The 21,746-nt window shown below is 34.4% G+C and carries 15 protein-coding genes; 5 read left to right on the top strand and 10 right to left on the bottom strand.

Annotated elements, in window-relative coordinates; all coding sequences use genetic code 11:
* Nucleotides 1-66 precede the first annotated feature (66 nt).
* The gene (locus EG346_RS21685; RefSeq protein ID WP_123881524.1) at nucleotides 67-4,653 is read right to left on the bottom strand and encodes an AAA family ATPase; all 4,587 of its coding nucleotides are present in this window, start codon (nucleotides 4,651-4,653) and stop codon (nucleotides 67-69) included.
* A 382-nt stretch (nucleotides 4,654-5,035) separates the two neighbouring features.
* Between EG346_RS21685 and EG346_RS21690 the strand changes: the two genes are divergently transcribed.
* The 3 genes from EG346_RS21690 (at nucleotide 5,036) to EG346_RS21700 (ending at nucleotide 7,066) form a co-directional block, all read left to right on the top strand.
* On the top strand, nucleotides 5,036-5,446 hold the full coding sequence (locus EG346_RS21690; RefSeq protein ID WP_123881527.1) for a single-stranded DNA-binding protein: 411 nt from the start codon (nucleotides 5,036-5,038) through the stop codon (nucleotides 5,444-5,446).
* A gap of 41 nt (nucleotides 5,447-5,487) precedes the next feature.
* On the top strand, nucleotides 5,488-6,561 hold the full coding sequence (locus EG346_RS21695) for a DUF932 domain-containing protein (RefSeq protein ID WP_123881530.1): 1,074 nt from the start codon (nucleotides 5,488-5,490) through the stop codon (nucleotides 6,559-6,561).
* A gap of 61 nt (nucleotides 6,562-6,622) precedes the next feature.
* Nucleotides 6,623-7,066 carry a JAB domain-containing protein gene (locus tag EG346_RS21700; protein ID WP_123881532.1) on the top strand — a complete coding sequence of 148 codons (444 nt, stop codon included), beginning with the start codon at nucleotides 6,623-6,625 and terminating at the stop codon, nucleotides 7,064-7,066.
* 185 nt (nucleotides 7,067-7,251) lie between these two features.
* On the opposite strand, the gene EG346_RS21705 is transcribed toward EG346_RS21700, so the two are convergent.
* The 4 genes from EG346_RS21705 to traN form a co-directional block, all read right to left on the bottom strand.
* A complete protein-coding gene (locus EG346_RS21705; RefSeq protein ID WP_123881535.1) occupies nucleotides 7,252-8,244 on the bottom strand; it encodes a DNA adenine methylase in 993 nt (330 codons plus the stop codon).
* 131 nt (nucleotides 8,245-8,375) lie between these two features.
* Nucleotides 8,376-8,768 (bottom strand): TraQ conjugal transfer family protein, encoded by a 393-nt coding sequence (locus EG346_RS21710; RefSeq protein WP_228426321.1) that lies wholly within the window; start codon nucleotides 8,766-8,768, stop codon nucleotides 8,376-8,378.
* Between the two features lie 59 nt (nucleotides 8,769-8,827).
* Nucleotides 8,828-9,388, bottom strand: a complete 561-nt coding sequence (locus EG346_RS21715) for a conjugal transfer protein TraO (protein ID WP_123881541.1) — start codon at nucleotides 9,386-9,388, stop codon at nucleotides 8,828-8,830.
* 1 nt (nucleotide 9,389) lies between these two features.
* Nucleotides 9,390-10,388 carry a conjugative transposon protein TraN gene (traN, locus tag EG346_RS21720; RefSeq protein WP_123881544.1) on the bottom strand — a complete coding sequence of 333 codons (999 nt, stop codon included), beginning with the start codon at nucleotides 10,386-10,388 and terminating at the stop codon, nucleotides 9,390-9,392.
* A 37-nt stretch (nucleotides 10,389-10,425) separates the two neighbouring features.
* On the opposite strand from traN, the gene istA reads away from it, so the two are divergent.
* Nucleotides 10,426-11,976 (top strand): IS21 family transposase, encoded by a 1,551-nt coding sequence (gene istA, locus EG346_RS21725; protein ID WP_123881547.1) that lies wholly within the window; start codon nucleotides 10,426-10,428, stop codon nucleotides 11,974-11,976.
* 12 nt (nucleotides 11,977-11,988) lie between these two features.
* Complete coding sequence (gene istB, locus EG346_RS21730; RefSeq protein WP_066679763.1) at nucleotides 11,989-12,726, top strand: IS21-like element helper ATPase IstB; 738 nt, start codon at nucleotides 11,989-11,991, stop codon at nucleotides 12,724-12,726.
* Nucleotides 12,727-12,798: 72 nt separating this feature from the next.
* Here istB and EG346_RS21735 read toward each other — a convergent pair whose 3' ends face one another.
* From EG346_RS21735 to EG346_RS21755, 5 genes are all read right to left on the bottom strand, one after another.
* Nucleotides 12,799-13,299: an MvdC/MvdD family ATP grasp protein gene (locus EG346_RS21735; RefSeq protein WP_123881549.1), complete on the bottom strand. Its 501-nt coding sequence runs from the start codon at nucleotides 13,297-13,299 to the stop codon at nucleotides 12,799-12,801.
* Nucleotides 13,271-13,603 (bottom strand): hypothetical protein, encoded by a 333-nt coding sequence (locus EG346_RS21740; RefSeq protein WP_123881552.1) that lies wholly within the window; start codon nucleotides 13,601-13,603, stop codon nucleotides 13,271-13,273. Before EG346_RS21740 ends, EG346_RS21735 begins: the two co-directional genes overlap by 29 nt.
* Nucleotides 13,604-13,868: 265 nt before the next feature.
* The gene (locus EG346_RS21745) at nucleotides 13,869-19,742 is read right to left on the bottom strand and encodes an ATP-binding protein (protein WP_123881555.1); all 5,874 of its coding nucleotides are present in this window, start codon (nucleotides 19,740-19,742) and stop codon (nucleotides 13,869-13,871) included.
* A 100-nt stretch (nucleotides 19,743-19,842) separates the two neighbouring features.
* Nucleotides 19,843-20,553, bottom strand: coding sequence for a hypothetical protein (locus tag EG346_RS21750; RefSeq protein WP_228426323.1), 711 nt, complete (start codon nucleotides 20,551-20,553; stop codon nucleotides 19,843-19,845).
* Nucleotides 20,546-21,739 carry a DUF262 domain-containing protein gene (locus tag EG346_RS21755; protein WP_123881558.1) on the bottom strand — a complete coding sequence of 398 codons (1,194 nt, stop codon included), beginning with the start codon at nucleotides 21,737-21,739 and terminating at the stop codon, nucleotides 20,546-20,548. Before EG346_RS21755 ends, EG346_RS21750 begins: the two co-directional genes overlap by 8 nt.
* Between the last annotated feature and the right edge of the window lie 7 nt (nucleotides 21,740-21,746).

A 21,746-nucleotide genomic window follows, 5' to 3' on the forward strand; every position in this document is an offset into this window, starting at 1 on the left:
ATATTCCAACTCTATTCAACTTTCCTTTCATTCAATAAAAATAAATAATTTATGAATAAATATTACTTACAATAATTCCTCAAGAATAATATCTGTACTCTTTGTAAATCTGTAATCGCATAATAGTTTGTCAAATAACTTGAGAATTGAAATCTTTATTAGCTTATTCTCTTCTGTATTCTGATTAAGCATATTGTATGCATTGACAATAAATTTTATACATTTTTCTTCGATTCGATAAGAAAGATTTTTCTCATTATTTTTTTTACTATTCATTGCTAGTTGGAATAATTCTATGGATTTATAGGGAGATGACTTCAGTTGTAATATCATGTAGTCGACAAAATAATCGGAAAATTTAAACAAGTCAGATGTTACAAAGCGTTTAACGAAAGGATAAATATCTAATAACTTTAAATGTTCGGCATTTAAAAAACTCCAATTCAATTCTTCTTCATTCTCTTCCCCGGCAGCATCTAGTAATTTATCCAGCAAATCATTATTTAACTCAATTGCATTTACACTCTTAAAATAATAATTCTTAAGAATTACCCTTAGAAAAGTACTTAAGTGTTTTCTCTGTTTTACAAATAGATCTAAAATAACAGGTTGCATTTTCTTGTTACCTTCAAGATATAAACCGTAAATACTGAGAAAAAAAGATTGACTGTCATCCTTTCCAAAAAGATTAGAATTAATAAGTGCGTTATAACCTGGCAATACGTCTTCCAGACAATGATATCTCATATATTTGAACGTCCAAATGGATGATGATAGAACGTAAATATTTTTTTCTCTATTAATAAAGTCTATGAAAAAAATTTTAGCCTTTATTTTATCTAAGTTAATCAGATAAGCAAATTTATATAAAACCGCTGCTCGAGACTCAATTGGACCGTAATCAAATACATATTTTATTGTATCGAATATCATTTCGGAATATCTCTTATCAGAAATTTTGATTAATGCTATAATTGCCGTCGAATAGTCAGTGTTTATTGCTTTGCCGACAAGACCATTAATAGATGTTTCTGAATCTTCCGCAATTGCAAAGTTATTTTTATCACCTTTTTGAAAATCTAGTGATTCTTTTATTAGATAAATTACAAACTCTGCATCAACTTCTTTTAATTCAGAGACTAACGATGAAATAATATATAAGAGAAGATATTTATCATAGCCCAAATCTCTATACAGCAACGTTTTTATTAAGGGAATTGCAATATATAAGTCAGCTTCACTTTCACACCATCCTGATAAACCATAGATGCTAAAAAGAAGTGGAATACTATCATCACTTAACGACTTTTCAATAATTCTTAATTTATCTTCATTTGGAAACTGCTTGACAGTAGATTTAAATGCTGTTGCCAACTCCTGTCTTCCACCCTTAAGATAGTCTTCTGCAAAATGATCTCTTTCAGTACTGTAATGTTTGAAAGCATTTAACCATTGCTTTTCATTCATTTTGTAACAATTTTCAATTGCTATTGGACTTTGAACTATTCCTGCTAATACATTTCGACTTCGACTTGTATCCTTTATATCTTTACCAAATCTTCTTTCTAGCTCTAAAAATTGAAGTCTCAATTTTCCTTTTAAAGATGCAGGAGGAAGGCGCTTTAATAAATAATATTTACTTCGCCCCCAATTCGAATAAAATCTTTTTTTATCATCATTTTTATAAATACGGATTTCATTTCCAGATTTAAAATTACTTATAATATCAATTGCTGATTTTTTTTGATTATCACTAAACAGTAAAAATCCCTTTTGAAGTAATTCTCTAATATCTAATTCCAAATCGTCATAGAACATAAGCATATCCCTGTTACTAAAAACAATAAATAATTCATATACCTCCGTAGCATAATGCTCTATATTATTTTCAATTGCATGTATAAGCAATCGCATTATTGCGTATGACGAAGTGTTTTTTTGATCTCTAAAAAATTTAGTAAAATAATTATAGTCCCTTTTAGCAATCTTATTAAGACATAATGCCACCAAACGATACAAAAATTCAGATCCTCTTAAGTTATCTTCTTCCTCAAAATCTACATATTTGTATTGATAGTCATCAGCTATCCTATTGCATTCCTGAGAGTTATTGTTATTCAAATGAGAATTTATAAGTTTGAAAACAAACTCAAATAGTAAGATAGGAACTTTATTAGCAAGTGTTTTAATAAGTTCAGAATGTATCAAATTATTTTGATTATTATTTACATTCTCTTTAATCTGTTCTGATAATACCTCCGTAATCTTTTCAAATGCATATTCAGGATTTTTTTGAGCAATGCTGTCCAAAATCGTGAAATAAAAATAAGAATTGGCTTCTTGCGGTTTTTCTATACTTTCAAAAATAGTATATGCGGGTGAATTATTATTTTCCCAATCAGAAACGCAGGATAAGGCATTTAATATCAGAAATTCATTTTGAAGTAAATTTAATATTGCCCAGGCTTTGATATTGTTTTCTTGTATCGCTTTATTTAAGAAAGACTCAGCAGATCTCTTTAATTTTTCAAAATGTACTGGTAGTAAATCGGTCAAAGAAAAATCACCCAAACCCTCTTTATTCAAAATATTTACAATATCATTTTCAATGTCAAATATAAGCCACGATATAGGAGAGGCGTTATCAAAAAAAATAGTTTGCCAATGAAATGAACTGTTTATAATGCCTTTAATTAATTTATATTCTTCTTCTGTGGGATTTTGTTGCTCGGCAATCGCAACAACTATAATATGTTTAATATGGAAAAGAATAGATTCATTTAAAAATATTTCTTCCAAGCTTTGTAGATACTTTTCACTATCAAAATCTCTTAGATAACTCATAATCATTTTGATAGCGGCTCTTATGTGAATGGATTGACCACCTTCTACAATATAATTAAGTATACTTTTGCCATTCTCTACAAACTGTTTGGCAAAAACAAAATCGTAGAAAGTTTGATGGAAAAACTGAAGCTGTCTATTATCAATAGAAATTAGCATTTGGCTTTCTAAATAGCGAATTTCCTCTTCATGATCTTCATATTTTAATAACGATAATGAAATCCTTTGTTCTGCAAACATATCTTTAGCCAGTCCATACAAAAACTGCTTAAGATTCTTTCTGTTGACAGGAGATAATGGTAATATTTTTACAACTTTCTGATTCCATAATTCCATATACAAGTCAAGAATATTATTTGCGCTATATATACTTTTATTAGTTCTAACCTGAGAAAAAACATTAAGGTTATTTGGAATACGTAATAACTCTAAAAGTTTTTGTGACAAAAGACTAGGTTCAATATTCATTTTCTCTAGTAATCCCTTAACTTCTATATGGCTTAATAGTCCCATTGAAATAGTTTTTACATCTTCATAAATTTTTAGAGATGGATCATATTTCAAATCACTATTTCTAACGGAGATAATAAACTTAATTTGTTCATCATTTGCAAAATACTCAATAAATGTTCTGTAAAATTCCAAAAAACTTCTGTCAGAGGACATAGATTGAGAAAGAGCGTCAATTTGATCTATTAGAATGACCACCTTCTTAAATTGGTTTTTACATTCTTTGATAGTGTTATATACTGGAAAATCAAAACCTAATTTTTCTTGCAAATCCGCAATGGAATTTGAGTATAGTTTATCAGCTTTTAGACCTAACACGGCAATACTACTCTCTTTACAAAGATTGTAAAGGTCTTTTATCACAACAGTTTTACCCGACCCTGCTTGACCAGCCAGTAAACAAATATTTTTTACAATTCCATTTTCATCTTTTTCGGCGTTTTCTTTTGCCCATTCGAACAATTCGGCTGTTTCAGACCTATCAATATGAATATTATTAATATTTTGAAAAGTATTTTTTTCTGATTGCAGTCTTGTTGAACCCAAGTTCAATTGTTCTAATAATTGTTGAGGACTATAAGAATTACTCTCATTTTTTAATGTGCTGATTAAATTTTCAACAGTAGAATTATCAACTACTGTTCTAACTTCAAAAAAAGCCGAGATCAAATGAGCAAAACCTACATGATTTAAATAATTATCTAAATCTTGAGGTATAATTTTTTTCACCTTTATTTTGGAAATAACATTTCTAAAATAATCATAATCGAAATTATCTTTTAAAGATGAAAGAGTTGGCATTTCTAAATTTTTATCCACCCATTCATGCAATTTTTCTTCTTGGGTAATATTATTTGAAAAGTCGTCAATAAATGTTAAACAATCATCAGTAAAGCCATTACTGACAGCTATATAGTACGTAAAATCATTATAATCGGCAACTAAATTATTGTCTTTGTCTGCCAAACTATATAAAACAAAACGGACAATTTCCGGTCCGAAATCATTTTTAGAATAATTTTTACCATATTGCTTACATTGTATAAGTCCGTAACTACGCCCTCCTCTAATTAAGTTACAATCTCGGCCCTTATCCCTAACACCACTCATCAAATTTACATCATCAAAATCTTCAAGAAGTCTAAACTGAATTTTCAGACTAAAAATGCCATATAACAACTCTTCAAACCTGCGTGAATTCGGTAAGTTATTATAAGAAAATGGTTGATTAGAAAAACTCAAAGGCTTAAGTAGAGTGCTCTCTAAATCAGGTTTTTCATAGTTAATTTCAGGAAGCATATAAAAAGGATATTATCGTGGTAGTTAGTTTATATATTCTACCTACAAGGTATAAAATAATTCCTTTTTATAAAAACTTTAGTTTTATTTCAGTTTTATAAATTTTCCATAATAAACCGGTAAAAAGGCAGCTAAGGTATATCGGCCATCCTATTCTTCACCCAGCCAAAAGACTACGGCATAAACGGTTTCCTCCCTGAAGGTGCCCTCCAATTATTCCGTTTCCTTTTGGCTTTCCCCCTTGCCCGCTAAAATTATCTGCTTTCTTTTTTCCGGTTTTTCTTTTGAAAAATATTCAGCGAAGCCCAAGGGGCTTTCAGAGAAAGGACGGATAAGAGATTGAGAACAAATCAAAATGTACAATCTTTAAAAACCTACGGTTATGAACATTATCGGAAGACTGACAAGGGATGCGGAAGTGCGCAACTTGCCAAATGAAAAACAGGTAGTTAATTTTTCAATTGCTACGAATGACAATTATCGCAACAAACAGGGCGAACGGATCGAACAGACCACCTATTTTGAATGCGCCTATTGGATCTCTCCAAAAGTTGCAGACTTTTTAACAAAAGGCACTTTGGTAGAATTAAGCGGAAGAGCCTACACCTCTGCATGGTTGGGAAAAGATGGAGAACCCCATGCAGGTCTGAATTTCCACACCTCACAGATCAAAGTTCACAGCAGTAGTAAACGAACTGAAAACAAGTTTACTGAATCGAATAAAAAAGATAAGAAGGAAATTTCTAATTCTAATTCCAACGACAGCGAAAAAGATGATGACCTACCATTTTAAAATCATCAAACAGAATTCTCTAACAATTAAATATTAACATCATGGCACATAATTTAAATTTCAACAATAGAACAGGAAAATATTCATTTTTCAGCATAAAGGAAAAAGCATGGCATAACTTAGGGCAGATCGTACAGGAGTACCCGACAAGTGAAGAAGCCATCAAATTTGCAGGACTTGACTACGAGGTCGAAAAGTCTCCCCTATTTACAAAAGGTGAAGGAATTATCGAAAGTACCGAAGGAATAGAAATGATTGATTCAGAACTAGAAGTCCCCAACTATTTTGCTAATATCCGCACCGATAACAATACGGTTTTAGGCGTAGTCGGAAAAGATTATCATATCGTACAAAACCGAGAAGCATTTTCATTTTTTGATTCTATTGTAGGCGGTGGAGATGGAATCTTATACGAGACTGCAGGAGCTTTGGGAAATGGTGAGCGAATTTTTATTACCGCAAAATTACCCGACTATATACGTGTTGGCAACGGTGACGACATTATCGAGAAATATATTTTTCTTACCACATCCCACGACGGGAGCGGAAGCATCACCGCCGCATTTACCCCTGTTCGCATTGTTTGTCAAAACACCTTGAATGCCTCATTGCGAAATATGAGCAATGTTGTGAGAATCAGACATACAGCAGGGGCAAAACAACGGTTGGAAGATGCCCACAAGGTCATGGGATTAGCGAATAAATTGAGTACTGACTTGGAAAGCACCTTTAACCATTGGGCAAAAATAAAGGTCGGTGATGATGAGATGAAAAAGCTGATCCAATTGGCACTCTGCCCCAACAAAGAAACTTTAAACCATTTGCAGAAAGGAAATTTCGATGACGTTTCAACAGTTTTTAAAAACACCGTTGATGATGCATTTGCCTACGCAATGATCAGCGAAAGCCAGCAAATGGATACAACCAAAGGAACTTTGTTTGGCGCTTACAATGCTGTTACAGGATATTTTCAGAATGTCAGAAATTACAAGGATAATGAAGCCAAACTACAGTCCATCGTTTTGGGAGGAACTGCACACTTAAAGGCTCAAAAAGCTTTTGACCTGTGTGAAAATCTTGCCCGATCTGGTGCAGAGACCTTAATCATGAATTAACTATTAGCTTTAAAATTTATGTACGGGAAATTTAAGTCTCTGCCGTACGAGAGCAAAACCTATGAAATATAACATTGTCAACGAGATAAAATTAAGCTATTCCAGAAAAGGAAATTCTGAAAAATTAGTTAGTAGTTCGCGGGACGCAGTGGATGTATTCCGTCAGCACTTTGACCGTGATGAAATAGATTACCGAGAATCATTTTTTGCCTTATATTTAAATCAGGCTCACAAAGTTTTAGGGATAAGAAAAATTTCTGAATCGGGAATTTCTTCCACGGTTGTCGATGTTCGTATCATCTTGCAGGTGGCACTGCTTTGTAATGCTTCAGCTGTGATACTCGCTCACAATCATCCCTCCGGAAATTTGAAACCTTCTGCCGAAGATCTGAAAATTACGCAGAGCATTAAAAGCGCATCAGAATTTTTAAACCTTAAATTACTGGATTATTTCATTCTGACATCAACCGATCATTTATCATTTGCCGACGAAGGTCATTTATAAATGAATTCATATTATTAAACAAAATACACGACAATTCAAATATTGTCGTGTATTTTCAAATTCGGGCGAAAAGACAATTCCTTCCGGTGGTCGGAAACGTCTTTTCGCAAAAAGTAGGGATACAACTCTTATGTTATGCCTCACAAAACCTCCCTGCTTCATAAAAGTTGTGAGCCTGTGTAGATTTAATGTTTTATTAAATGATGAAGATATTCTACTGTCCTTACAGTACCCATTGCTTGCTTACTTTGAAATCGCTTGTATTCTATCGTTGAACAACGATAAGTTCCCAAACCATTCATCATCTTCGTAATGATAGGATGTGATAGAAATCCTTCATTATTGTAACTTAAGAAAATATGCTGAAAATCGCATTTTTGTAAAAGATCAAACATCACATTTTCAACCTCTGATCTTAAACAGAACTTTGATGTATTGTAGGATCTCAAACCAGCCTTTCCCCGAGGCTCAAAATCGATATCATACAAAGCAATGGTATTCAACAAATGATAATAGGAACCATATTCTCTGCCATTGTACGGAGGATCCAAATACAGGATGTCACCTTTCACTTGGGTAATTAATTCGTTGCTGTCCTCATTAAATATTTGATAGTCAGGATGTGATAGTGAAGTTCTTTTGAGAGGAAGTAATTGTAAGTTCCTATTGGCAGTTATTTTTAGTATCTTTAGGTAAGCGCAGTACACGGAGGCGGTGTTAGCAACTTTATCAACCGCTTTTAACAAGGTAGCCAATAAAAGGATATAGAAATCTTGATCTATCTCAAAACTTTCAAATCGTCGTTCAATATCCATCCTTATGGCATCTATTTTTTGACCATTTTCGGATGAAAAATATAACCTACCAGCTGTTCCGCATTCCGAATATTGATTAAATATAAATCCTTCCCTGCCATCTAATTGATTTAGTTCCGTAAGCATTGCCCGGTATTTCTCTTCTGATACTTTGCTAAAGAATGCACTGTTAATAACAAAGCTATAGTATTCCCTATCGTTGTAAATGATACTTTTAACTTTGTCATGGAAATAGTTTCCCACTATTCCTGTTCCTGCAAAAAGATCGCAGAAGCTGCAATCAATCAATTTTTGTTTTATAGAATGTGAAATGACATTGTAGATAAACCCCGATAGTCTTCTTTTAGATCCCAAATAATTCATTTTTATTTGCAATCTCCTGTAAAATGGTGCTGAGACTTCACTCAGTACAATCCTGACCTTATTTTGCTTTCAATGTCCTCATAAAAAGCGGCTTGGTTTTGTACCAAGCCGCTAAAAGTGAATTAGAAATTTTAAGATGCATTGTCAAATTCAAAATCCACTCTTCTTTCATTTCCAAAACTATCTTTGATCCAAATACTGAACTGATGGGATTCGGAAGCTTTAGATGTATAGTAAAGTCTGAATTGTTTTTGCTTCAATGGATACTCGTCATTCGGTAGATATGGTGGATCGCTGTAATATTGAAGTTGACCAGCTCCTTCATATTGAAAGTAGCGAACATTGTATGTTGTCCCATTAAAATTAGACGGAGTCAAAAGCGAAATACGAATTTCTACCGTTTCATTCTCAGCTATTTTACCAGGAACTGGCATTATTTGGACTTCAAAAGGAAAGTCCTGTTGAATTTCCAGATCGTTGTCCTGACAGGAATTATATACAAAGCTGATTAATAAAACTATCATTGAATACTTGAATAATGTCAAGACTTTATTGCTAATCACATTTTTCATTTTAAACATTTTTAAAAATTAAATCGCATTCCGAAACCAAACAAAGCGTGAAACTCACCGAGCTGACTGTTCTGCAAATAGCGCAGCTGCCCATTGACCAAAAAAACCAAATGGTCTGTCAGATAACTTTCTAAAGATAGTTTACCACTTGCACCATAAATAAAATTCTCGGTTGCATTAATAATAGAGCCATCATAGATCGTTTCATTTCTCCTATTGATCTGCTGATAACCTACAAGCCCTCCTAAACCCAGATTGATATTGACATTCCGCATCAGATCTCCCCACACATAGAGACTGTAACCCCCATTGAAAAGGAAAGTATCAATCGGGATATCGTAATGGGCATACTCGTAATACTTTCTGCTGTATTCGGCCAATCTGAAGAGGTAATTACCGTTTTTGGTGTAAGAAATAACACCTGCACCTAAAGCGTAATTTTGCCTTTCAGGAGATTGTGGAAATACTGAATATGAAATTTCGAATCCTTTTTGCTTAGGGATCATTTGCTGAGCAAATGATTGAATACTTATTGTAAATAGTAATGCGGTTGTTAAAAAAATTCTATTCATCTTATTTTGTTTTTACGTTTAAACTGCTGATCAATCTGGCATTGATCAGATCGGTATTTTCAAGCTGAACCTTCTGATGCCTTCCGCCATTCTTTTCCAGAATTTCAATTTCCAAGACCTGATCCTTCAAAAGGGTAAATTGATCTAACAAGTAAATTCCTAAAATGTCGGAATGATGAATTGCGGTCATCACCGGAAAATGGATCCGAACCGGCTCTAAGAGTTTATCCTGAATGACCGTTCTTTTTAAATTCTTTTTATCGATAATTTTGAAATTGATCAGATCAATGTCATACGCCACATTGCTGCTGTTTTTAACCTGTAAGGTGAAGTAGAATTTGCTGTCATTGACGTGCAGTGCCCGGACTGAAAACTGGATCCCATAGCTTCTGGAAGTGATGTGTTTGATGGTTCTTCTGCTTTTTGCATATAGGTTTTCCAAGATGAGCTCTGTCAGGGAGGAAGAACTTCCCCTGAGATCTTCAAACAGGACATCCGCAATATACTGGCGCTCATTGCTTCTCTGCATCTTTAAAAGGTCATAGCTGAGTGCATCAGGATATGAACTGTAAAACACATCGAAATTGTAAAATTTTCCATCTTCAGTGATCACAGAGAAATTGGTTTCTTCTTCGAAGTCCCGGACTGCCGATTTGATCCGAAGAACATTTCCGATAGGTTCTGCTTTGTTAGCAATTAGAAGATCACTCCCCAAGTCGACATATCGGATTGGAGAAGGAAAAAGCAGGTGCGAGGTTTTATTGTAGGTGACCTGCATTTTGTAGGGCTCTAATCTAGCCTCTTCCAATGGAAGATATGTAAAGATAGAATCCTGAGCCAGTGATCTGCCTGAAAAGTGGAAAAAACGGTCAAATTGACCACCTAATTTCGGAGTAAATTGACCACTGATTTCGGAGCAAAGTGACCACCACTTTCCGGTCCAAAATGACCACCTATTATCTGGGTTATATTTGAGATAAAAACGACTTGATTTTTTCATGATGTTAGCGTCATACATTCGTTAAAAAAAGCGGATTATGGCAAATAAAATAACAGACATGAGTAAGATTAGAAAAGTCATAAAATTCTACAGTACTGGAAAGAGCAAGTTATTTATAAGCAGCTATTTATCCCTTTCCAGAAATACCGTAAAAAAATACATCTCATTATATGAGATCCTGGGCTTAAACCTTGATGCGATCAATGCCAAGACAGACGCCGAGCTGGAACTTTTGTTTTCCAATACCACCGCGGAGTCCATCAGCCCCAAACTACAATCCCTGTACGATTTTTTTCCCAAGATGGAACGTGAGCTCAAAAAGGTAGGTGTCACGGTAAATCATATGTGGGAGCAGTATCTTGTACTGTATCCTGATGGTTTTCAGAGTTCACAGTTCCGGCATCATTACAAGATCTGGGGCAAGCGTGTGAACCCGGTGATGCATATGAATCACAAATCCGGTGATAAGATGTATGTCGATTATGCAGGAAAGACACTCTCCATTATTGATAAAGAAAGTGGGGAGCTTAAAGAAGTTCAGTTTTTTGTAGCCATATTGGGAGCCAGCCAGTACACGTATGCTGAAGCCTCTATGAGTCAGCAAAAGGAAGATTTTGTACGTTCTGTAGAAAATGCCATCCGCTTTTTTGAGGGCACACCGGCAGCGATCGTTCCTGATAATTTAAAATCCGCAGTGATCAAAAGCAGCCGTTTTGAACCCACCATCAACGAGACCCTTGCCGATCTGGCTGAACATTATGAAACGACCATCCTGCCTGCCAGGGCTTACAAGCCGAGAGATAAATCCTTGGTAGAGGGAGCGGTCAAGATCCTGTACAGAAGGATCTACGCCAACCTTCAACAGGGAGCCTGCGGTCTAGATGAACTAAATAGTGAGATATGGGATTTGTTGGACTCTCATAACAAACGCAAGCTCACAGGACGTCCTTACTCCCGGTATGAGCTGTTCTTAGAGGACGAGAAGCAGCAGCTGCGCCCACTGCCTGAGCATCGTTTTGAGATCAGGTACCAATCCTTTGCAACCGTGATGCAGAATGGACACGTACAGCTGAGCCATGACAAGAACTACTACAGTGTTCCGTATCAGTATATCAAGAAGAAGATCAAGATCCTATACACATCTTCCACAGTGGAGATCTACTACAAATACAACAGAATCGCAATGCACAGACGCAATTACAAGCCTTATGTCTACACAACCATTACAGAACATTTAGCCAGCACCCACCAGTTCGTTGCCGGATGGAGTGCTTCCCGCTTTATCGATTGGGCAAACAGTATTGATACTGCAGTGGGAGAATACATTCTCCAAATTATCGACAGTCGGAATCATCCCGAGCAGGCCTACAAAAGCTGCCTGGGAATCCTGAACTTCGAAAAGAAGGTAGGTAGGGAACGATTAATAAATGCCTGTAAACGGGCATTGGATTTTAAGATCTACAGCTTTAAGACCGTACAGAAGATATTGGAGAACAATCTGGATCAGATGATCGATCCGGAAAAAGAAGAAAAGGAGCAGGAACTGCCTGATCACGGCAACATCAGAGGAAAACAATATTATCATTAAATATCAACAGTTATGAACGAACCGACAGTGAGCAAAATGAAGCAAATGAAGCTTTACGGCATGCACAATGCCTTTAAGACCGCTATTGAAAGCGGAAGGACAGACCATTATACCCTCGACCAGTTTGTATCGATGCTCATCGATGCCGAATGGGATGAGAGGCACAACAGGCGCATAGAGCGAAGCATCAAAAATGCAAAGTTCCATTACAAGTCCAGTATTGAAAGTGTCAACTTCGATGACACCCGCAATCTCGACCGTAATCTGGTAATGCGTCTTGCAGGATGTGAGTTCGTAGAGAAAAACGAGAACATCCTGATCACAGGAAGTACAGGCGTGGGTAAAAGTTACCTGGGAACCGCATTGGGCTATCAGGCCTGTATCGAAGGCTTCAAGGTCAATTATTTTAATACTTCCAAGCTGTTTGCCAAACTAAAAATGGCAAAAGCAGACGGGTCATACCTGCGCGAACTTGCAAAAATACAAAGACAGGATGTGATCATCCTTGATGATTTTGGTCTTCAGGCTTTGGACAGTGCCAACAGGATAACCCTTCTGGAGATCATAGAAGACCGTCACAACAACGGATCCATCATTGTAACATCGCAGATCCCGGTGCAGGGCTGGTATGACATTATTGGTGAAAAGACCATTGCTGATGCTATTCTGGACAGACTTATCCATCAGTCCCACCGCCTGGAACTCCAGGGGGAATCTATGAGAAAAAAGAGAGGAGTTAACAGGGAGTAATTATTTATTATATTTGAATACTAATTGACACATGAAAAACAAGAGTTTTTATCAAAATTAAGGGTGGTCAATTTAAACCGAAATTACCTGGTCACTTTGAATTGAAATTGGGTGGTCAATATCACTGGAATTTACAGTTATCAAGCTCGCTGTCATATTAAAACCTAATCTCTTGGCAACCCGGAGTTGATAAATTTTATTCTCTGCATTTCTAATATCATTTACATTATTTAGCCAAAATGCAGAATTCAGAATTTTATAAATGCCTTCTAAAGTATAACTGATTTCATTTCTAATGAAATGACTTTCAGCATTAGTGAGCTCCTGATTGTCGTCAGGTAATTCTGGTCTTCGGAAATATACACTTTTAACATTTAGAAGATCTATTTCAATACCAGTCATCCGTTCAAAAATTTTAAAGCTATCACTCTCAAAATTAAAATTGACTTCAACGCTGCAACCTAAATCTTCTGTGTTAAACCTATAAAATTTTATATTGCTCTCTTTAAGTCTTCTCACTACGAAATCTGTAGTAATGTCTGCTTTATTGGTTATAAGGAGTACGGGTATCATCGTTTTCTAATTTCACAAGAGTCTTAGTGGTGTACATTACATAATCGAAATGGTAATCATCTTTTTCTCCACCTATCTTTGTTCTTGTGGTAAGATCAAAAGACACAGGAGAACTATCAGCTTCAGACTTGACTTTGGTCACAGTGTTCAAGTTTACAATAATATCAGCTGGAGTACTAATTAGCGGAACTTTTTTACCGTTAAAGACGACTACGCTCAGCGATTCGAAATGATCGTATTTATATTTTGTAGCAAATTTTAACTCAGGACGAATAATTTTATAGTCTAATATTAAGGGCTTCATATTTTTTTGCTATGGGATGGAGCGTAAAACTAGCAAATATCCTCTCAGTTTTTATCTAAAAATAAGATTTTCTTCAAATTGATACTAACTCATCAAATTAAAAAATACGAAGAACACTGTTTTCGATGCTATCTCAAAAGCTTTTCAATTTTTTCAGGTACTATATCTATAGAATTTTGCCTTATTATTATTTATTCAAACTGTTAATTTGGATTTAAATGCACTTCCATAATTGGTACGCATTGTTTAAATAATTATTATCAATCTATATTTTATCCCTGAAATAACAGCTAAACTCCTCGCTTTCATCAAAACTTCCTGACCGACCATGTTTTTCTTTTTTATAAAGCGTCTTTTTTATCACATACCCTAAGTTTATATTTTCTTGACCCAGAATTTTCGACAAGAACTCTTTGTCCAAAGAAGTAAATGAATTGTACGGCAGTAGCTCGGGCATTTCTGTTGCTTCTCTAAGACCATCTAAGAAGTCATAAAAAAAGCCAACTCCCCTATCGTTTTCGGAATACTGTAAAACACCTTTTGATATAGTAAGATTCAATTTTCGTTTTATGAATGGTGCCAGCAGTTTAAAACTATGGAATGCTCGGTAATATTGCAGCATATTAGTATTCAATGGTCGTATCGGAATCATTAGCGGTATAATTCTATTACCTTTCATAAGGTAAGATTCCTCATCACTTATATACCTGTGTTTGTTTGAGAAAACACCAAAGTTTCGTAAATCGGTGATTTCTGGATAATAAAATCCGGCATCAAAATCTAACCTATTATAAATTTCAGCTGCATCATCATTTTCCAACCACTTTCCTTTGTATGCAAAAGGTAAAACATTGAGACTATAATAATAATCGCTGTGATAAAAGTTTTCCTTATTAGGAATAATTGCTTTTAAGCATAGGATCTGCTGGTTATCCTTATGCGCAAGTAATTCAGATATATCTAATTCAAGAGCCGGAGGTTCTTCGTCATACCTGATTTTCTTTGAATTGTTTTGCCGAGGCCACCATGATGGTTTTACTGATAAATCTATTGCCCACATAGATGGTTCTATGGTAAAATTAGAGATGGTTAAAAAATAATGTTGCTGTGAATCTAAAAAGCCTTGATTAAGTAAATAATCCAGAAGCCTAAAAAATGTTGATCGAAGTACCTCAGAAAAAATAGTTGCCCTCCCAATCATAACATTATTAAAATCATTATTAAAAGTCTCGTCATCTCTTTGATATTGTAAATTTAATTCATCAACATAGTCATCGAATAATGTATTCCAACATGACCAAACTTTTACAGGACAATCTTTTTGAAGATTTTCGATGTGATTCAAGTATACAATAGGAAGATTCCTACCAATCAGTTCCTCAAAGTCCTTTTTCGTCCTTGAATTTTGTTTGAATGTCATAGAAACATAGTTGATTTGAGAAAATTTAAAAGCTAGTTTTAATTCCTTACCTATAGATTCTGCAAGGAGATCAGTAGCCATACAACGCAAACTTAACAAATTACCAAGATTCTTACTGTTAACAAATTTTCGAGAATTACTATTTTCTTTTTTTACAGATAACAATAATATTAACAATCCTTGAGAAGCCATTGATTCTAACATCTGTTCCGACAACCATGTAAAGTATTTTTGATGATAATATCCAGAATTGTCTTCACTTAGAATCTTGACCAGGCCTTTTGCAGCTCGCTCTCTTACGAGAGGGCTTATCCATTCGAAACGCTTTATCAAAAGATCAAAAGGTTCAAACTTTTGCTGATTTAAATAGAAATCTGGATTTGGTAAGTTAACATTAGGAAAAAGAGATGGCAGTAGCTCAACATAACATCGTGCAATGTCTTTCGCTTTTTCAATCTGTCCAGCATCAGTATAAAACTGAATAGCCTTGGGAGCAGAAAAAGTGTAATTTTTTTCTTTGGTCGAACTGTACTTTAGTCCCGAATTGTTGATGCTAAGATCAAAAAATTCTTGAAGTCTAGATGGGAATTCTTTAATGACTTTGAACCACCTGGTTCTAGCCTGCTCAGGTTTAGAGTGGTAATCACTGGTCCAAGAACCACTATTAGATTGTGCCCAACAAATACATTGGAAAGCAAAATTCCTGTCTATATTAATAAGGTGGGAATATAAGTAATCAAGGAACTCGTAGTCTATCTCTTCAAAACTTTCTTGAATGATCGGCTTTATTGATTTTACTAAAAGTTGCCTATCCGACGTATCTTTCTCTATCCAAAATTTTGACCAATTTCGTAGGAATATCAATCCATCATTGTTTCTGTAAATGTTCCTGACTGGCATCTCGTCGAGATACTTTTTAAGATTATCTGGCTCCACAGTGCTATAATCAAATTCAGTCTTATCTTTAGCACTTATACTTTTATAATCTTCCTTTTCTTGATTATAGCTATAATCGATCTTACCTAGAGATTGGTGTATATTTTCCAGTATTTCAGAGGCTGCCATGTTATCAGATGCTATTCTTTCCAGCTCGATATGTGAATGATGTCCTACCGCTGTAGATGCAACCGCCTGACAGACTGAATCTGAAAAATCAAGGGTTGTAAGAAGATCAGAAAATAGACTTTCGGCTAGATAGTAACTACGTTCATGAAGGCTTAATATGTAAAAATTGTATAGGGCAGGAACATCGACTCTTGCAAGCTGCGATGAATAAGTATAAATAAAAGATCCTGTTTCATCACCATCCGTTAATTTTTCAATATGATAGACATAAGGTGAAATACTTTGTAATAGTTGCTTGGAGAAATTAGGCTCGATCACGTTTAGTTTTTCAATACCTACGAGGATATCATATAGCAACATGTCTTTATGATTACCATATGCCAGTAGTGTTTCTGCAGCTCTATAAAGTAAAGTCGGAAGGATTTTGCGATTTTGGAGATCAGCTGCCAATATCGCAAGATTAGCCATCCTTTCGGTTTTATCCTTGTATTCGGTAAGATCATCATTGAGTTTTTCGATTTCTTGACCTGCAAAAAAAGAAAATGCATCTTCAGAAAGTTTAACACTGCGACTATGTAAAAGTGTATATAAATTTGACTGATAATACCAAGAATGACTTGATAAAGTCTTAATTTCACTTATTTGAATTTCTGGATCAAAATTATTATGTCGGTTAAAAACATGGGCCATCCAAATTACTTCGGTAATAATCCCTGGAATAACTGATCTTTGCAATTCAAAAATATCGTGATCTTTATAAAAGTCCAATACATCAACTTCATTTAGGCAATCAATCACTTCAGTAATCTGTATACGTTTATGACTTAAGTGACAATCTCCCAATTTCTCAGCCATTTTAATTATTGACTTCAGTACTTGACTCTGCTTATCAATATTTTTTTGTTCCAGCCATTGGCCAATCTGTTCCTTTTGATTAGAGAGCGTTAGAAATAAAGAATCGAAAAAAAGATCAACACATTCCTTTTTGGCACCTAAGGAATCAGATGCAATATCGTACTTAACTGAGAAATCTTCTCTTTTTTTAAGCTGTAAAACTGATGGTTGTCGCTCATTAATCAGATAATTATATATTATAGAATTATAATTTTCAATTCTTGGAAGATTTTCCAGGTGCTGTTTCCATATAGATGTACCATTTCTCAGATCATCGTGAATCAGTTCAGAACCTATACTCATCTTTTCCTGTGCAGTCAATTTGGATTTAAATAATGGATCTAATCTATAACCAAAGCGCTCTGAATCTTCAAGTGCTTTTCTTACGAAGTATCCGTAATAACGGGACGAAGTGTCATCTTTTCGAAATTGATTGAGGAATGAAATAATCCTTTGATTACTTACAGTTTCAAAATTCATCAAAACTTCTAAACAAGCTTTAGCAATGTTGTCAGATTCACTGTAATCTTCTTGAAATAAAACATTGAATCTATCCATTGCTTCCTCCGGAATGTCTTCAATCATTCCTCTGTCTTTCAAAGCGAGAAGCAACTCTTTAGCTTGGTAATAGGTAAGTCGAGAAAATTCAGGGTATTTTATGAAGATTTCTGGATTAGTCCTAAAAGATGTTACCCAAACCTTTTTTAAGTTATCATCCCAAAGATTATAAGATCTATTAGCAAATTTCATGCTTATATTTCCGAAAAAGATTGTTTTACGAATATCCTTGAAACGGAATGCTGCTTCGGTCGCAAGATCCAGTAAGTTCTGAATTTGATGTTCATCTCTACATTGCAGATAGCTGTTGATAACCCATTCTTTATCAATATTTAATAATAAAGATGGATTGCCCAGATAATATTCGATTTTTGCCAATTCAGACCATTTCAAGTCTTCATCATCGTAATCAGAAAGCCATTTTTTAATATTTTTATACAATAGCTTCTTTTGCTCCTCTATTTCAGGTTGATGCCCCATAAACACAGAAAAACTGTTGTGATAAACGGAAATTCCCGATAGTTCGAACGATAATAAATGCCTTATTTCTTTAAAACATTTTGTAATCTCTGTTGGATATGATGCAAGGTGGGCTCCAAGCTCTATCAGTTGCTCTTTATGTAACTTAAAATCTAATGCAGTAATTGCAAAACAAAATGTCTTGGCCAAATCAGAGAGATTCCTCCACAGATCTTGATAATAAATCTCAATATCCCCCTTATAGGGAGGAATGCGTTCCAAATCGTATGTGGAAATGAAGCCATCAATATTGACGATCTCATCAATAACATATCGCAGATGTAATGGATTGCCAGAAGTAATCTCAAAAACCTTTTGGAGAACTTGCTTTTCAATTGCTTCTTTTTTATTGGTAATCTTATGTATTTTGGATGAAAGAATTTTCCCTACATTTATTTTGCTCAGACCTTTTATAGTAATCCACTTCTCTTCAGGAGCAGCTTTAATCACAGCATTCGGCATGCATTTTATTGCCAGCTCTTGTGTTCCAAAAACTAGCCAATATCCTTCCTGAGGAAAAAAAATCTCATTAATAAATTGCTGTAATTGCGCTTCGCTGTTTCCTTCTCTTATTACATGATCTAAACCGTCAATAATAAGTACAAAGCTTTTTCCTTTGTCTTTATAGTAGGAAGCAATTTTAGAAATAAAATCACATAGCGGAGTATGTTCTGTATTCTCCCAGCTTAGCTCTTCGAGAACTTTTGAATTAAGTTTTTTGAACTCTGCTCTTAATGCTTCTTTAACCCTATTTGTATTTAATCTCTCAAATTGAGTGTGATCTTTTGGATTTAAATGATAATGATGTCTAAAAACGGTCACTTTCTCATCAACTAATATCTCAAATAGTTTTGATAAGTATGTGCTCTTTCCGGCTCCTGGCTTACCGACAACTATCTTTGTACCACCTGTAGCAGATTTTAATTCAGTAAGTATTTGTCGGTGAGTATGATGACTGAAAAATTCGAAATCAGACGGCACTTGAAAACTTTGATTTAATGCTCTGGGATTGTCCCATGATAAATGTTTACGTATTTCATTTAGAGTAATAACCTTTGGATATTGCTCTGAACCTTGTATAGCTAAATAAATCAAAAGACTGTCAACTCCTGCCTTTGTAACTTTTAAATCTTCATAAAGTGTAGTTCTTAATTTTACTTCCAGTTCATTTTTATTGGGATGATTAAAAACAAATCTAAAGTTTGAAAAAAAATTTTCTAATAAATTATCCTCAGATATTTGTGAGCGCAATATTTCTAATATGTCCGGGAAGTGTTGACTTATCTTTTCGTAATCAAGATAATTCCCATTCAGGCACTTTTTAACATCAGCAGCTGGAGAACCATTAGTAATCAAATAAAATTTATCGTTTTGTCGTCCGTTTAACATTTGAAATGATCTGATCCATCTTACTAATCCTTTCTCTAAAATATGATCAAAAGTCCAGAAATCAACATCTGGATTCTGCTTGTATTTTAGTTGGTAAAAACTACTTGCATTGTCTGGAAATTCTACCACTACATCGTCAAGAGCAAAGCCTTTTGTTCCTTCAGGTACGTATTGTATCTTAACACTCTTGAACTTTTGCGGCTCGCTAAGCCATTCTATACAGAGTTGCAAAACATATAGATCTTCATATCTATAGCCACTTCTAATGGAACTGTTAGGATTTTTCTTAACCAATTTTAATGTTTTATATATCAATTGTTAAAATATATATCTTTCTAAATATCGAAAATTATTGGAGAGGTCAATATTTTATGTCAATAAGCAGATTTAATTTTTATTCAATTACAATCAAATATTTTTGATATAGTGCTATAAAAATTTTATCAATTAAAATAAGCAAGGCGAACCTCATGACATAATTATCATACCGATGATTTTCATTTAGCAATGCTGCTAGTGTTGGAAGATTTTGTTGATATGAAAAAGTGTTATGTGCACATCTATTTCTATGTCTATAAAGCAAGCTATACTTATCTTGTAAAACATTTTCAAATAGTTTATCTCCGACAGCAAAATGAATCTCTTTGATCCAAGTATTATTATTCATTTTAAAATCAAGAAAACTACTTTGGGCCCATATTGATAAGTTAGAATTTACGAATACAGTCTTTACATCATCAATCGTACTTATTCTTATGCTCGATTTGCCAATTGCTGTTGAGACATCATAATTAGGTTCATACTTATGTATAGCATCCAACAAGTCTTTAAAAATTGACTTTTTTTCTGCATATGAAGAACATTCTCCCAATGTGTTTTGATTATATCTATAATATCTGTATTCGTAATCAATTGTTGCTATTTCCCAACAGATACATTTCATTTTTTGCTCCTGTGCGCCGGTCATTCTTAAAAATGTTGATTGGAAAATATGTTCGCTTAAGGGAAAAGTTTCCATACCATTGCCTATAGCATAATTGGCAGAAATCACTTCGTGAAGTATTTTGGTAATAGGCATTAGGATAAAATCTTTATGTTCACTCATCGTCTGTATAATTATTATAGATTTCAATTGAAGATTGAATACGCTCCTGTAGATATTTTAGTGCGCTTGGTGCTTTTTTATGTGCCTCGTTGACTTTAAGTTGGGATATTTTATCTTTTACTGCTTGTTCTAATTGATCTTTTTGAGTAAGATCAATACTTTTGTCTTCAAATACAATTACATGAATTAAACCCAAAAGGTAAACGTCCATATCTATAATCGATGGAAATTGTTTTGGAAAACCTAAATCATCAATAGTTTTTTCTAAGCGTTCAAGCCTTGGTTTATAATTTTCATCAGGGAAAATCGCTGAAAAGTTTTTGAATAGTGAAGATGTTCGCGAACCAATAACTGAATAAATATAATCTTCATAATAGGATTCCATTTTTGGCTTATATCCCGCAGCAATTCTATTGCTATTTCCATCTTTTGCATACTGAGACAACAGAGCTAGAAACCGAACAAAATCAGCTTTTGTTTCCTGACTCACTACTTTGACGGAAATATGTTTGCCAAACTCAGGGTCAAAAAATCCTGCCAAATTTTCATTTAAGAAATATAAAGCGGCACGGCTTTCTTGTGCCAACAATCTTTCACCTTGAACGTTGATATTTCTAAATACAGATGAGTAATATTTTTGCTGTTCCTGTGTGTCATTTGTTTGTGGAACTAAATATGAAAAACCAAGAAATGTATTTTTCAAAAAGTTATCATCAATACCAAAGTTCACAGTTTTATAATTACCAGCGACTATTTGCGAAAGAATATCCATTTTATTTCTTCCTTTTTCAACCAGTTTTTTTAAGTTCCACTCAAGAATATTGTCAAGAATTACAGGATCGTTATCTTCATCATCATTTTCGTCTGCTACTAGATTTATTTGATCCATGGTTGCACGGAATGTAGCCTTATCCGGGTACAGACCAAGATGTGCAAGAAGAACACTTGTAAGTCGTTGCTGACCGTCTAGAATTAAATTCTGATTTACACTACTCGCATTTTTATATGCACCGATAGTAATTGGCGGTACAAACTGCTTGTTTTTGAAGGTTTCGATAAGTGTTTTCACTTTTTCTTCATCCCATACGAACAATCGCTGGTAAACAGGAAGCATAATATTTTCTTTCAATATTAAGTCAATCCAATGTTGCAGAGAGTATTGCCCATAATAAACTTGGTTCTCCATTCGTTAA

This window comes from Chryseobacterium carnipullorum, from assembly GCF_003815695.1.
GTDB classification, from domain to species: Bacteria; Bacteroidota; Bacteroidia; order Flavobacteriales; family Weeksellaceae; genus Chryseobacterium; species Chryseobacterium carnipullorum.

Coding starts and splice junctions, on each gene's coding strand:
- EG346_RS21705 (WP_123881535.1), bottom strand. CDS start 8,244: ATGAATTATTTGGGATCTAAAAGAAGACTATCGGGGTTTATCTACAAT.
- EG346_RS21695 (WP_123881530.1), top strand. CDS start 5,488: ATGGCACATAATTTAAATTTCAACAATAGAACAGGAAAATATTCATTT.
- EG346_RS21755 (WP_123881558.1), bottom strand. CDS start 21,739: ATGGAGAACCAAGTTTATTATGGGCAATACTCTCTGCAACATTGGATT.
- EG346_RS21715 (WP_123881541.1), bottom strand. CDS start 9,388: ATGAATAGAATTTTTTTAACAACCGCATTACTATTTACAATAAGTATT.
- EG346_RS21710 (WP_228426321.1), bottom strand. CDS start 8,768: ATGATAGTTTTATTAATCAGCTTTGTATATAATTCCTGTCAGGACAAC.
- EG346_RS21685 (WP_123881524.1), bottom strand. CDS start 4,653: ATGCTTCCTGAAATTAACTATGAAAAACCTGATTTAGAGAGCACTCTA.
- traN (WP_123881544.1), bottom strand. CDS start 10,388: ATGAAAAAATCAAGTCGTTTTTATCTCAAATATAACCCAGATAATAGG.
- EG346_RS21750 (WP_228426323.1), bottom strand. CDS start 20,553: ATGAGTGAACATAAAGATTTTATCCTAATGCCTATTACCAAAATACTT.
- istA (WP_123881547.1), top strand. CDS start 10,426: ATGGCAAATAAAATAACAGACATGAGTAAGATTAGAAAAGTCATAAAA.
- istB (WP_066679763.1), top strand. CDS start 11,989: ATGAACGAACCGACAGTGAGCAAAATGAAGCAAATGAAGCTTTACGGC.
- EG346_RS21735 (WP_123881549.1), bottom strand. CDS start 13,299: ATGATACCCGTACTCCTTATAACCAATAAAGCAGACATTACTACAGAT.
- EG346_RS21690 (WP_123881527.1), top strand. CDS start 5,036: ATGAACATTATCGGAAGACTGACAAGGGATGCGGAAGTGCGCAACTTG.
- EG346_RS21740 (WP_123881552.1), bottom strand. CDS start 13,603: ATGAAGCCCTTAATATTAGACTATAAAATTATTCGTCCTGAGTTAAAA.
- EG346_RS21700 (WP_123881532.1), top strand. CDS start 6,623: ATGAAATATAACATTGTCAACGAGATAAAATTAAGCTATTCCAGAAAA.